This is a genomic window from Citrobacter sp. CK202 (assembly GCF_030333225.1).
In the GTDB taxonomy this organism is placed as follows: Bacteria; Pseudomonadota; Gammaproteobacteria; order Enterobacterales; family Enterobacteriaceae; genus Citrobacter_B; species Citrobacter_B koseri.
This window is the reverse complement of sequence record NZ_JAOWGI010000021.1, coordinates 342,921-355,590: the sequence shown is the minus strand read 5'-3', so window position 1 is coordinate 355,590 and position 12,670 is coordinate 342,921. Positions and strand designations below refer to the sequence as shown.

General features: G+C 52.0%; 13 protein-coding genes. 6 read left to right on the top strand and 7 right to left on the bottom strand.

Going from position 1 to position 12,670, the window contains the following annotated elements; translation table 11 throughout:
* Positions 1-249: 249 nt before the first annotated feature.
* Entirely contained in the window at positions 250-1,356 is a 1,107-nt protein-coding gene (asd, locus tag OGX84_RS07360) for an aspartate-semialdehyde dehydrogenase (RefSeq protein WP_012135538.1), read from the bottom strand.
* 191 nt (positions 1,357-1,547) lie between these two features.
* Between asd and yhgN the strand changes: the two genes are divergently transcribed.
* Positions 1,548-2,141 carry an NAAT family transporter YhgN gene (gene yhgN, locus OGX84_RS07355; protein WP_012135540.1) on the top strand — a complete coding sequence of 198 codons (594 nt, stop codon included), beginning with the start codon at positions 1,548-1,550 and terminating at the stop codon, positions 2,139-2,141.
* Between the two features lie 89 nt (positions 2,142-2,230).
* Here the strand turns inward: yhgN and gntU are convergent, their stop codons facing one another.
* The 5 genes from gntU to OGX84_RS07330 all read right to left on the bottom strand — a co-directional run bounded on the left by gntU (position 2,231) and on the right by OGX84_RS07330 (position 7,390).
* The gene (gntU, locus tag OGX84_RS07350) at positions 2,231-3,571 is read right to left on the bottom strand and encodes a gluconate transporter (RefSeq protein ID WP_047460635.1); all 1,341 of its coding nucleotides are present in this window, start codon (positions 3,569-3,571) and stop codon (positions 2,231-2,233) included.
* Positions 3,571-4,101: a gluconokinase gene (gene gntK / locus OGX84_RS07345; protein ID WP_047460632.1), complete on the bottom strand. Its 531-nt coding sequence runs from the start codon at positions 4,099-4,101 to the stop codon at positions 3,571-3,573. Before gntK ends, gntU begins: the two co-directional genes overlap by 1 nt.
* Before the next feature lie 139 nt (positions 4,102-4,240).
* A complete protein-coding gene (gene gntR, locus OGX84_RS07340) occupies positions 4,241-5,236 on the bottom strand; it encodes a gluconate operon transcriptional repressor GntR (RefSeq protein ID WP_024131020.1) in 996 nt (331 codons plus the stop codon).
* Between the two features lie 296 nt (positions 5,237-5,532).
* Positions 5,533-6,228: a quercetin 2,3-dioxygenase gene (yhhW, locus tag OGX84_RS07335; protein WP_012135544.1), complete on the bottom strand. Its 696-nt coding sequence runs from the start codon at positions 6,226-6,228 to the stop codon at positions 5,533-5,535.
* Positions 6,229-6,352: 124 nt separating this feature from the next.
* Complete coding sequence (locus OGX84_RS07330; protein WP_286457668.1) at positions 6,353-7,390, bottom strand: oxidoreductase; 1,038 nt, start codon at positions 7,388-7,390, stop codon at positions 6,353-6,355.
* A 527-nt stretch (positions 7,391-7,917) separates the two neighbouring features.
* Between OGX84_RS07330 and yhhY the strand changes: the two genes are divergently transcribed.
* The 5 genes from yhhY (at position 7,918) to OGX84_RS07305 (ending at position 10,730) form a co-directional block, all read left to right on the top strand.
* Entirely contained in the window at positions 7,918-8,406 is a 489-nt protein-coding gene (gene yhhY / locus OGX84_RS07325) for an N-acetyltransferase (RefSeq protein WP_049012102.1), read from the top strand.
* Between the two features lie 208 nt (positions 8,407-8,614).
* On the top strand, positions 8,615-9,868 hold the full coding sequence (gene tssD / locus OGX84_RS07320; RefSeq protein ID WP_112001445.1) for a type VI secretion system tube protein TssD: 1,254 nt from the start codon (positions 8,615-8,617) through the stop codon (positions 9,866-9,868).
* Between the two features lies 1 nt (position 9,869).
* Positions 9,870-10,127 (top strand): hypothetical protein, encoded by a 258-nt coding sequence (locus OGX84_RS07315; RefSeq protein ID WP_012135548.1) that lies wholly within the window; start codon positions 9,870-9,872, stop codon positions 10,125-10,127.
* Positions 10,128-10,168: 41 nt separating this feature from the next.
* Positions 10,169-10,393, top strand: coding sequence for a YrhB domain-containing protein (locus OGX84_RS07310; RefSeq protein WP_286457638.1), 225 nt, complete (start codon positions 10,169-10,171; stop codon positions 10,391-10,393).
* A gap of 76 nt (positions 10,394-10,469) precedes the next feature.
* The gene (locus OGX84_RS07305; RefSeq protein WP_012135551.1) at positions 10,470-10,730 is read left to right on the top strand and encodes a hypothetical protein; all 261 of its coding nucleotides are present in this window, start codon (positions 10,470-10,472) and stop codon (positions 10,728-10,730) included.
* 87 nt (positions 10,731-10,817) lie between these two features.
* Here OGX84_RS07305 and ggt read toward each other — a convergent pair whose 3' ends face one another.
* On the bottom strand, positions 10,818-12,563 hold the full coding sequence (ggt, locus tag OGX84_RS07300) for a gamma-glutamyltransferase (protein ID WP_110493710.1): 1,746 nt from the start codon (positions 12,561-12,563) through the stop codon (positions 10,818-10,820).
* Positions 12,564-12,670: the final 107 nt, after the last annotated feature.

Below are 12,670 nucleotides of genomic sequence, written 5' to 3'. Positions count from 1 at the left end.
CCACCTTCAGGCTAAGGCTTAATACCTCCGGTATTAAGACACCCTTAAAGAATAGCCAATGCTTTATCTTACTCCTGGTAAATATTGGAACATCTGCGCTTACTCCTGTATTACGCAAAAAAAAGGGTGACTCAGCACCCAACATTTAAACTCTGTTTTGTTTGCCGGATGGCGGCGATGCGTTATCCGGCCTGGTGATTCACGTTATTGGTGGGCCTGATAAGCGTCGCGCCACCAGGCCATCCACAATTACGCCAGCTGACGCAGCATACGACGCAGCGGTTCTGCCGCGCCCCAAAGCAGCTGGTCGCCAACGGTAAAGGCGGAGAGGAACTCCGGCCCCATGTTCAGCTTACGCAGGCGGCCAACCGGCGTGGTGAGCGTGCCGGTAACGGCAGCCGGGGTTAACTCACGCAGGGTAATGTCACGATCGTTGGGTACCACTTTCGCCCACGGGTTGTGCGCGGCCAGCAGTTCTTCCACGGTCGGAACAGACACGTCTTTTTTCAGTTTAATGGTGAACGCCTGGCTGTGGCAGCGCAGCGCGCCGACGCGCACGCACAGACCATCCACCGGGATCACGGAAGAGGTGTTGAGAATTTTGTTGGTTTCCGCCTGGCCTTTCCACTCTTCGCGGCTCTGGCCGTTATCGAGCTGTTTGTCGATCCACGGAATCAGGCTGCCCGCCAGCGGTACGCCAAAGTTATCAACCGGCAGGTCGCCGCTGCGGGTCAGGGTCGTCACTTTGCGCTCAATGTCGAGGATCGCGGAAGAAGGGGTCGCCAGCTCATCGGCTACGTGACCGTACAAGTGGCCCATCTGCGCCAGCAGTTCGCGCATATGACGCGCGCCGCCGCCGGACGCCGCCTGGTAAGTCGCAACAGAAACCCAGTCCACCAGGTCATTAGCAAACAGACCGCCCAGCGACATCAGCATCAGGCTGACGGTACAGTTACCGCCGACGAAGGTTTTAATGCCGTTGTTCAGGCCGTCGGTAATGACATCCTGATTAACCGGATCAAGAATAATGATGGCGTCGTCTTTCATGCGCAGCGAGGATGCCGCGTCAATCCAGTAGCCCTGCCAGCCGCTTTCACGGAGCTTTGGATAGATTTCGTTGGTATAATCGCCGCCCTGACAGGTCACAATGATATCAAGCGCCTTCAGCGCGTCGAGATCAAAGGCATCCTGAAGTGTGCCGCCGGGCGTACCGCCGAACGTCGGCGCTGCCTGCCCAAGCTGGGAAGTAGAAAAGAAAACAGGGCGAATGGCATCGAAGTCGCGCTCTTCAACCATGCGTTGCATGAGTACAGAGCCGACCATACCGCGCCAGCCGATAAAACCAACATTTTTCATAGCGTTTTTTTCCTGCAAAGATGTGTGCTGTGTATGCAAACCAGTGTCCTACTGGTTCTTCCTTCACCATACAAAAAGCAGCCAAAGTCGCAAGTGAAATTAATCAATGATAGCGAAGCCATCAGTAATGCGACTTATCCCGCTTCCTAAGCAAGCAGAAAGTCCGCAGTAATTATCAGGGAATTTGAGTTATGAATGAAATCATTTCAGCGGCAGTTTTATTGATCCTGATTATGGATCCACTCGGAAACCTGCCCATTTTCATGTCCGTACTGAAACATACCGAACCAAAGCGCCGCCGGGCGATTATGGTTCGCGAGCTGTTTATTGCGCTTTTACTGATGCTCATTTTCCTGTTTGCGGGCGAGAAAATTTTGGCCTTTCTCAACCTGCGGGCGGAAACCGTGTCGATCTCCGGGGGGATTATTCTGTTCCTGATCGCCATTAAGATGATTTTCCCCAGCGCATCAGGCAACAGCGCCGGACTCCCGGCGGGCGAAGAACCGTTTATCGTACCGCTGGCTATCCCTCTGGTGGCGGGCCCGACTATCCTGGCGACGCTGATGCTGTTATCGCATCAGTATCCGAACCAGATGGGGCATCTGGTCATCGCTCTGCTGATCGCCTGGGGCGGCACGTTTGTGATTCTGCTGCAATCGTCGCTGTTCCTGCGTCTGCTGGGCGAGAAAGGGGTTAACGCGCTGGAACGTCTGATGGGGTTGATTCTGGTAATGATGGCAACCCAGATGTTCCTGGACGGCATTCGGATGTGGATGAAAGGCTAGCCGGGTGGCGCTTACGCTTACCCGGCCTACGGTGTGGATATGTGCTCACTTGCAGGCCCGGTAAGCGGCGCGCCACCGGGCAACAAGACTCAGCTCAGAAGCTGGAACGCAATCATACCGACAATCGCGCCGACGGTGCCGAGAATAGTTTCCATCATCGTCCAGGTCTTCAGCGTTTGCGCTTCGGTCGCGCCAGTGAATTTACCGAACAGCCAGAAACCGGCGTCGTTTACGTGGCTGACCACGATAGAACCACCTGCGATACAGATAGACAATGCCGCCATCTGCGCGCCGGAGAAGTTCAGTTGTTCCACCACCGGCATCACCAGCCCCACCGCCGTTAAGCACGCGACGGTCGCGGAACCCTGAATGATACGCACCGCTGCCGCCAGCACGAAGCAGGTGATGGCAATCGGCAAGCCCATGCCGGTTAACGCTTCGCCCAGCGCCGGGCCAACGCCGGAATCCACCAGAACCTGCTTGAACACGCCGCCTGCGCCAATCACCAACAGAATAATGCCCGCCGGTTGCAGCGCCTGACCGCAGATCGCCATGACTTTATCTTTCGCCATCCCCTGACGCACCGCCAGGCCATAGATTGCCACCAGGCACGCCACCAGAATCGCGGTGAACGGGTGGCCGATAAACTCAAACCATTCGTAAGCGCTGGAACCTTCCGCGACAAAGCGCGCGGCGATCGTTTTCAGCCCTACCAGCACCAGCGGCAGCAGGATCAGCGAGAGACTGAAGCCAAACGACGGCATTTTACCTTCGCCCAGATGCGGTTCGGTAATGTCGTCCGGGACGTGCAGTTCCACATAGCGGCCAATGAAATTACCAAACAGCGGCCCGGCGATGATCATGCCAGGGATTGCCGCGCACAGACCAATCAGGATCATCCAGCCAAAATCAGCGTGCATTTGGGACGCCAGCAGCATCGGCGCAGGCCCGGGCAGCAGAAACGCCGCAGCCGCCGCCACGCCCGCAAACAGCGGAATGACCAGCTTCACAAGGTTTGTTCCGGTATGGCGCGCCATAGAGAATGCGACGCTGATCAGCAGCACAATGGCGACTTCAAAGAACAGCGGCAGCGCGCAAATCAGCCCCGCCAGACCAATCGCGTAATGCGCGCGGCTGTGGCCGAAAGATTTGAGCATTTTGACGGCAATCTGATCGACTGCGCCCGTCTCATGCAAAATTTTGCCGAACATGGCGCCCAGTGCGACGACAATCGCCAGGAAGCCAAGCGTACCGCCCATCCCTTTTTCCATCGTCGCCGCGATTTTATCGAGCGGCATACCGGAAAAAAGACCTGCGCCAATAGACACCACCATCAAAGCAACGAAGGCGTGCATACGCGCCTTCATCACTAAAAACAGCAGCAGTAAAACAGAACCTACTGCTGTTAAAACAAGCGTTAATGTACTCACTACTTACTGCCTTTGTTAATGACCTCAATGGTGCTTGCCACGACACCTTCCAGCGGCTGATCGATATTCACCACCAGTACATCGCTCTCGTCAGCGCCCGGCTCTTCCAGCGTGTCAAACTGAGTTACCAGCATCTGCGTTTTAAAGAAGTGGCCTTTACGTGCCTTCAGGCGGCTTTCGATAACGTCAAAATCCCCTTTCAGGTAGATGAAAGACAGGTTTGGGTTACCGTCGCGCAGCAGGTCGCGATAGTGTTTTTTCAGTGCGGAACAGACAATCAGCGATACCTTATTGGTTCGCTGCATCGCAAACGCCGCATCGTTCAGCGCCTGTAACCACGGCGTGCGGTCGTCGTCATTCAACGGCTCGCCGGAGGCCATTTTCATGATGTTGCAACGCGGATGGAGAAAATCGCCATCAAGAAACGCGGCATGCAGCTGATGCGCCACTTCGCTGGCGACAGCGGATTTGCCACTGCCTGATACGCCCATCAGAACGTAAATGTGGTGATCATGGTTAGTCGTGCTCAAAGTGGTGCCCCCACAGTACAAGGATCAGGAATTGTTACGGGTAACTGTTATCGGTAACATTGTCCGGCCGGACCAGAATAGAAGCAATATCCATTCGTGGCAGAAGTGAATAAGTGTGAGCTACTTCAAATTTGTTGGACTAAATAGATCCACCCGGTGACAAGGTGAAACCTAAATCTAACATTTTAGGCGTCACCGCTTCACCGCGTATGCGCGCCAGCAGGCGCTCTGCGCCGATACTGCCCATCCGCTCACGCGGCGTGAGTACGCTGGCCAGACGCGGTTCCATCACCTGACCAATGTCGTGGCCGTGGAAACCGGCAATCGCCATATCATCAGGAATTTTGAGCCCTAAACGCTGGCATTCGAACGCCGCCCCGACGGCAAGGTCGTCGTTGGTACAGAAAATACCGTCCAGCTGCGGGTATTCGCGTCTTGCCTGGCGGATCAGCTCAATCCCGGAAGAGTAAGACGACGATTGCTCCACCATCACGCTGTAGGGCACCAGCCCGGCGTCCAGCATGGCCTGTTCATAGCCCTTCTGTTTGATGATAGTACGTTCGTCGAGGCGCGCCCCCAGATAGGCGATATGACGATGGCCGCGCGCGATAATCGCGGCGGTCATCTGACGCGCGGCTTCAAAGTTGTCAAAACCGACGGCGATATCGAGGCATGGCGATTTGCTGTCCATCAGCTCCACCACCGGAATGCCCGCGACTTCAATCATTTTGAGCGTGCGCGGCGTATGGGTACGTTCAGTGAGGATTAACCCGTCAATGTTCCATGACAGCATCGACTCCAGACGTTCCTGTTCCATTTCCGGCTTATAGCCGTAGTGCGCCAGCATCGTCTGGTAGCCGTGGGCATCGGTGACGGTCTCAATTCCGCGTAACACCTCGGCGAAAACCTGGTTGGTTAACGACGGCAGCAGAACGCCCACCGCACGGCTGGTCGCGTTAGAAAGAATATCGGGAGCACGATTGGGAATGTAACCCAGTTCATCAAGTGCAGCAGCGATCTTGCCCCGCAGCGCGACGGAGACCTGCTCCGGGTTACGCAGAAAACGGCTGACCGTCATTTTGGTCACGCCTACGCGGTCAGCCACATCCTGAAGTACGGGTCTTTTCTTTTTCATCGTCCTGAAAGGCATAAAAGGGATAGATTTCCCCAGTTTACCACGGACGTGCATGAACCTTCGCAGAGAAAACTAAGGTTGTTTTTGTATTGTGAGAAATACACTAAATCATTCGAGTTGCATCAAGGCGGCGACGCAGTGACAAATTCGTCAGGAACGAATTTGAACAACCGAAGGTTGCCTCTGGTGAGGGACAAGGATGTCCCTCATTAAATCCCCGGAAGCGTACATCAAGTACGCGACCGGGGTAAGCCAGGAAGCCAACAAAGATGCGGCTTGAAGGATGACGTGTATTTTTAAACTGGCGGCAGGTCGAACAACAACACTTCGCTATCGCTGTCGGCATGGATGGAGATCGCCTGCTCATCCCAAATCGCCAGACCATCGCTGGTAGACGCTTTGGTGCCGTTAATGGTGACGTTACCTTTCACCACCTGAATCCAGATGCGGCGTTCGGCGGAGATCTGGTGTACCGACTGTTCGTCTTTCAGCAGCGCCCAACGGTACAGTTCCATGTCCTGATTCACTTTCAGCGAACCGTCGCGCGCATCCGGCGACAGCACCAGCTGTTTGCCCTGTACGGCGTCAAAACGACGCTGCTCGTAACGCGGCGTAATCCCGTTTTCCTGCGGCATGATCCAGATCTGATACAAACGCAGGCGGTCGGTATTGCTCGGGTTGTATTCCGAGTGACGAATGCCCGTCCCGGCGCTCATTATCTGGAACTCACCGGCAGGAACCTGCTCTTTGTTACCCATGCTGTCCTGGTGTTCCACTGCGCCTTCCAGCACATAGGTCAGGATTTCCATGTCTTTATGCGGGTGCGTCCCAAAGCCCTGGCCTGCTTCAATAACGTCATCGTTAATCACGCGCAGTGCCGAAAAGCCCATAAAGTTAGGGTCATAGTAGTTTGCAAAAGAGAAAGTATGCCAGGAATCCAGCCAGCCATGATTCGCATGACCACGGTCGTTTGCTTTGCGTAAGTAGATCATTGTATTCACCCCCCAGATGTTTTCGATGGAGTAAGTGTGAACCCAATCCAGACGGGATCATAGAGGGTGAAAATTGACTCCTCTGTTCAAAAATTATGAACAAGCCCAGAGGCGTTGATTTTGTTTATTTTGCAAGGGTTACTGTGGCCGGAGACGCCTGTTCAAACGCCCGCTCAAGGATCTCAAGGTTGGTGAGAACGTCAGATTCCTTGACGTAATTCGGCACGCCATGCGTAATGGTCTCGAACAGGGCGTCATAAACGCGGCCATAGTCGCCGACCTCCGGTTTCATCTCTTCTTTCACCGTCACGCCTTCGTCATTAACGTATTCCAGCAGGCCGACAGAATCATCCGCCGCAAACCCCGGTTCGCCGGGCATGATATTGGCCTTCAGACTGGTTTCCTGCTGGTCGATGCCGTACTTCACAAACGAGCCTCTGGTGCCGTGAACGATAAATTTCGGGTAATCGATCTTCACTAAATGGCTGGTTTTAACGATGGCTTTCAGATCGCCGTAAAACAGCTGCGCTTCGAACGTATCATCCGGGTTGGCTTTATTGCGCAGGCTGCGGATGTCATAGGCCACATGGTCCGGGCGTCCGAACAGCGAAATAATTTGATCCATCGTATGCACGCCGAGGCCGTAAAACGCGCCGTCCTGCGGCAGGCCAGGTTTGGTTTCCGCAACCGGTCGGTAGTAATCAAAGTGGCTTTCAACTTCAACAATCTCGCCCAGTTTACCGCTCTCAATCGCTTTTTTGGCAGTCAGGAAACAGGAGTCAAAGCGGCGGTTCTGGTACGGCGTGACGGTCAGCCCTTTGCTCCGCACCAGTTCGAACAACACTTTCGCCTCGGCAAGCGTTGGCGTAAACGGTTTTTCCACCAGCACGTTTTTTCCCGCCTCCAGCGCGCGCCGGGCGTAGTCAAAATGGCTGTCCGCATGGGTACAGACGATCACCAGTTTTACCTGCGGATCGTTCAGCACTTCATCAAGATCGCTGGTGAAGTGAATATGCGAGTAGATCGGCGCCTGCTCCTCCGGCTTCGCGTGACGGCGGAAGATATGCGCAACATGCCAGCTGCCTTTACGGTTAAGAACATACGGCAGATGGTAGCGGGTGGTGCTTTTACCAAAGCCAATAAATGCGCAGTGTAAGGTCATGGGAGTGTCCTTTTTGAAAGGTGATTGCATACACCATAGCGCAAACAACATGTGGGAAATAGCGGTGAAACGATCGTAGGCCGGATAAGCATAAGCGCCATCCGGCGTCACAAGAGCCATTGCCGGATGACGGCGTTGCCTTATCCGGCCTACAAAAGAAGAAGCCTCAAGATCGGTCGTCGGCGTCGCGGTCAGATCGTAGGCCGGATAAGCATAAGCGCCATCCGGCATCACAAGCGCCATTGCCGGATGACGGCTTTGCCTTATCCGGCCTACAAAACTGACCAGCAAACCAGCCCGAAACTGATCCAAAAAAAAAGCCAGCACCCGGCTGGCTAAAGTAATACTGGAAGCAATGTGAGCAATGTCGTGCTTTCAGGTTCTCCGCAAGGGTCTCCCTGAACGCAGAGCAATAATAATCATTCTCATTCGCACTTGTCCAATACTTTTTGCAAAAAAATGCAGTTGACTCCGTTTTTAAAGTCAATGATGTTTAAAAGGACTTTTAACCTGCTAAGGACACAGAAATGAGCGAGATAGTGATACGCCACGCGGAATCAAAAGATTACGACGCAATTCGTCAGATCCATGCCCAGCCGGAGGTGTATCACAACACGCTACAGGTTCCTCATCCTTCCAGTGCGATGTGGCAGGAACGGCTAGCCGACCAGCCCGGCATCAAACAGCTGGTCGCCTGTATTGACGATACTGTCGTTGGACATCTCACCATTGCGGTCATCCAGCGTCCGCGCCGCAGCCATGTCGCCGATTTTGGCATCAGTGTTGATGCGCGGTGGCAAAACCGTGGGGTCGCCAGCGCGCTGCTCCGTACCATGATCGACATGTGCGATAACTGGCTGCGCGTGGAGCGTATTGAGCTAACGGTATTTGTCGATAATGAACCCGCCGTGGCGGTCTACAAGAAGCATGGTTTTGAGATTGAAGGCACCGGCAAGAAGTACGCACTGCGTAACGGTGAGTATGTCGACGCATACTTTATGGCGCGGATGAAGTAATTTTCGCCTCCCCTCTATCCAGGAGAGGGGAATATCCCGTAATTAAAAGTAGTCCGGCCCAATTCAGAATATCCTCAATAATATTTGGCTAAAGTGAAAACATTTATTAACTCTGTATACGAATCTGAGAATAGAGCGTAAACAGATAATAAAGAAAGGATTCACGGCTAATACATTTAGCATGCCGTTATTAAAGGATAATGTAATAATGGGGAATATTGTCTACCTGACAATTGCAGGGGAGTTGCAAGGTGCTATTTCCGATGGATGTGGAACGATAGCCTCAGTGGGCAACCGCTGGCAAACCGGACACGAGGATGAAATTTTCGTATTTTCACTCTCGAATAGCATAACCAGTACTGGTAAAGGTTCTCATTTACACGGATTGCGATTTTGTAAACTGATCGATAAAAGTACACCGTTGTTTGTTAATGCTATTAACAACAACGAGCAGTTGTATATGGATTTTTATTTCTACCGCATCAATAGATTCGGTAGATGGGAGAAGTATTATTATATTCAACTGCGGGGAGCATTTCTATCAGGTATTCAACACCAATTCAGCGAAAATAATTTAGATACAGAAACAATAACCATCAGCTATGAATATATCCTCTGCAAACACCTTATTGCCAACACTGAGTTTAGCTACCTGGCCTTGCCCGAGAACTACAACCGTCTGTTTATCCCCCGTCCAAAAACACCCGCAGATAACAGCCTCAAAACGTTAAACAGCAAAGGGGTTGGCAGATTGCTTGCCGCCGGAGGTATCTACAACGGGAATATCGAAGGTTTCAGGGAAACGGCAGAAAAGTTGGGAGGAGATGCGATTAAGGGATATGATCACGTCCTGAATGATCAAACGAAAGGAACCATAATAGCCTTAGCATCAATCGCTTCTGTCTTTGGTATGGGGCGGTTAGGATTAGCTTCGGAGGTGGAAAAGTTCGGACAGGCAAAAGTCTGGAAGACACTATCAGTTCCAGATAGCATTGACACCATTACCATTGCAACAACAGGACAAAATTACCGCGCAATTGCCGCTGGTGCTGAAGACTTGAGTGTTGCACAAACAAAAACGCTGACACAATTGCCCAAAATGGGCTCAAGAATTATTGTAACCAAAGGCTTTGGGCAGAATGATTTAGCAGCGCTTAGTGCAGCTACAGGTGACGAGTTTGCAATGTTTACAACAGGTGGTAGAAGATTGATTATTCGCGGAAATGCAACCGGAGTACCAATAGGTATTGTTGAAGCTGAAGAGCTTGCTGCTAAAGGTTGGCGATGGTCCAGCCATGTTCATCCAGATGGAACATTAAGATCTTCTCTTGGTGATAGAGCGATTTTGAAGATATTTAAGGATCACAATTTGAATAGTAAGAGTTCTATATCTGATCCTTATGGACGCAGGTTCAACTTTTCACCTGATGGCGATTTAATTAGCCCAGAATGGAGACCATAGAATGAAAAAAATACCTTTAGACATTTTAGAACGAAAAGCAAAAGAAATTAGCAGAAAGACATTGGGTGATTATATATTGCCAGACAATATATTTTCACAATTGGCTTCAGGAGTAATTATTGATGGTGACGACAGAGTTTTTGTGCTGTTCATTCCTAAAGAGCTAGCAAAAGATACAATAGATATACTTAGAATAAGAATGAATATTTATTCAGGAGAAGGTTTTGTAGAATATATTGGGCTTGAGCGGAAAAAGTAGAAATCCAGATAATAAAGTTATGCGCTTTAAGGGGAATGCTAATGATCACTTACAAAGAAGCCATAAACAAAGCCAATAAGTATCTTCACGATGCAGATACTCCTGTCGTCATCACACTCCACGGAAGATTTACAGAAGGTTGGTTTTTTTGTTTCGAATCAATGGAGTATTTCAAAACCGGAGACAACGCTTCCCGTCTGGCAGGAAACACTCCTTTCATCATCGATAAAGATAGCGGTGAAATCTTTGATTTAGGTACTACCTAGCCGCTGGAGAAATATTTAAAAGACTACGAAGAGAGCAAAAAAGCACGAAGCTAAGCTTACCCGGATACAATTAACTATGATAACTGAAACTGAACTTAACGTACTAAAAGTTATGGCCGAAAAAGATATTAACTGGAACTGGATGAATCTGGATCGCACGCTTTCCATGAAAAGAATCCCGGGGTTCAGCAATGTCGTTAATATTGTGAATAAATTGGCTAGCGAGTGTCTGGTAAATATTGAAGATAGTGGGCATAAGTCCATGCCTTACTATCGCGTATCTGAAAAAGGATACAGGCTAATCAAGAATACTGATACTGACAATAACGTACCATAACCGCCGTGCAGAATAATGCTGTTGAAAAACAAGGTTACAGCCAGAACTCCCTGATAAGCCCCCTTCCACCGAAGAGGGCCGTTATCCTTAGTATCCCGCCGTTAAATCATCGACTGAGCGCGGGTCAGATGCGCCGTACAGCGAACCATCCGGCCCGACCATGATGCTCTGGGTGCTGCCCATCGCTTCTTTCAGCGCGACTTTTTGCCCACGCTGTTCCAGGAGTTTCAGCGTATCCGGGCTAAAGCCCTTTTCCACGCGCAGCTCATCCGGCAGCCACTGATGATGGAAACGCGGTGCGTTGGTCGCCTCAGCGACATTCATCCCGAAATCGATGCTGTTGACCACCATTTGCAGCACGGTAGTGATAATACGACTTCCGCCAGGGCTGCCTGTCACCAGCCAGGTTTTGCCGTCTTTCACCACAATGGTCGGCGACATTGACGACAGCGGACGTTTCTTCGGCCCTACAGCGTTAGCATCGCCGCCCACCAGACCGTAAACGTTTGGTACGCCAGGTTTCGCGGAGAAGTCATCCATCTCATTGTTGAGCAGAATTCCGGTGTTTCCCGCCACAATCCCGGTACCAAACGTGGTGTTCAGGGTGTAGGTGACGGCCACCGCGTTGCCGTCTTTATCCACCACCGAGAAATGGGTGGTCTGATTGCTTTCGTACGGCGCCAGTTTACCGGGGCGAATCTCGCTGGACGGTTTGGCTTTAGTGATATCTATCTGATCGGCAATGGATTTCGCATACGCTTTACTGGTCAGCGCCTGCCACGGCACCTTCACAAAATCCGGGTCGCCGAGATACTCCGACCGATCGGCATAGGCATATTTCTCCGCTTCAGCCATTATCTGCATGGCATCGGCGCTGCCAAACCCGTATTTCTTCATGTCGAAGTTTTCAAGGATATTGAGGATCTGCACGATATGAATGCCGCCGGAGGACGGAGGCGGCATCGAAAAGACCTGATACCCGCGATAGTCGCCGCTAATCGGCGTGCGTTCTACCGCTTTGTAAGCCGCCAGATCCTCTTTGGTGATAAGCCCCCCGTTCTTCTGCATCTCCTGTGCGATCTGGTCGGCTATTGCCCCTTTGTAGAAGGCATCCGGGCCATTCTCAGCAATCATCTCCAGACTTTTCGCCAGGTTTTTCTGCACCAGCTTGTCGCCCTTCTTCAGCGGTTCGCCGTCTTTCCAGAAAATGGCCTTGCTGTTTTCATAATTCGGCAGCACCTCACTACCGTAGGTTTTCAGGTCATCCGCCAGCGCATCGTTGACGACGAATCCCTCATCCGCAAGTTTCATCGCCGGGCGTATCACTTTGTTGAGCGGCAGGGTGCCGTATTTCTCCAGCGCCAGCGAGAATCCGGCCACGGTGCCCGGCGTACCGGTCGCCAGGTGCGACGTCAGCGATTTTTTACTGTCAGGATTGCCCTGATCGTCCAGGAACATATCGCGGGTGGCATTGGCTGGCGCCATTTCGCGGAAGTCGATCGCCGTGGTGTTCCCGTCTTTGGTGCGCAGCAGCATAAAACCCCCGCCGCCGAGGTTCCCTGCCTGCGGATGCGTCACCGCCAGCGCATAGCCAACGGCAACCGCCGCATCGACGGCATTTCCCCCTTGCTTAAGGATATCGACGCCAACCTGGGTCGCCATCGCATCCACGGATGCCACCATCCCCTGCTTCGCACGAACAGGGTGGAAAACATCCTCTTCAACACCGTATGACACCGGAGGTGGCGCAGGCGGCGCGGCAACAACACTAAAACAACTTCCTGAGAGCAGAGCAGCAATGGCTACCCGGCGCAAAAACGTCGGTTTCATCATCGTTATTCTCCAGAGATACGGGGTCAGCCCCCCACTAAGCCTGGTGCATAACTCTGAAATAATCATCGTTGCGGCGGGAAAGGAGTAAACTTAATAGATCCCCCCAG

Excerpts from the sequence above, each read along its gene's own strand:
- asd (WP_012135538.1), bottom strand. The coding sequence starts at position 1,356 with ATGAAAAATGTTGGTTTTATCGGCTGGCGCGGTATGGTCGGCTCTGTA.
- yhgN (WP_012135540.1), top strand. The coding sequence starts at position 1,548 with ATGAATGAAATCATTTCAGCGGCAGTTTTATTGATCCTGATTATGGAT.
- gntR (WP_024131020.1), bottom strand. The coding sequence starts at position 5,236 with ATGAAAAAGAAAAGACCCGTACTTCAGGATGTGGCTGACCGCGTAGGC.
- yhhW (WP_012135544.1), bottom strand. The coding sequence starts at position 6,228 with ATGATCTACTTACGCAAAGCAAACGACCGTGGTCATGCGAATCATGGC.
- OGX84_RS07330 (WP_286457668.1), bottom strand. The coding sequence starts at position 7,390 with ATGACCTTACACTGCGCATTTATTGGCTTTGGTAAAAGCACCACCCGC.
- yhhY (WP_049012102.1), top strand. The coding sequence starts at position 7,918 with ATGAGCGAGATAGTGATACGCCACGCGGAATCAAAAGATTACGACGCA.
- tssD (WP_112001445.1), top strand. The coding sequence starts at position 8,615 with ATGGGGAATATTGTCTACCTGACAATTGCAGGGGAGTTGCAAGGTGCT.
- OGX84_RS07315 (WP_012135548.1), top strand. The coding sequence starts at position 9,870 with ATGAAAAAAATACCTTTAGACATTTTAGAACGAAAAGCAAAAGAAATT.
- OGX84_RS07310 (WP_286457638.1), top strand. The coding sequence starts at position 10,169 with ATGATCACTTACAAAGAAGCCATAAACAAAGCCAATAAGTATCTTCAC.
- OGX84_RS07305 (WP_012135551.1), top strand. The coding sequence starts at position 10,470 with ATGATAACTGAAACTGAACTTAACGTACTAAAAGTTATGGCCGAAAAA.
- ggt (WP_110493710.1), bottom strand. The coding sequence starts at position 12,563 with ATGATGAAACCGACGTTTTTGCGCCGGGTAGCCATTGCTGCTCTGCTC.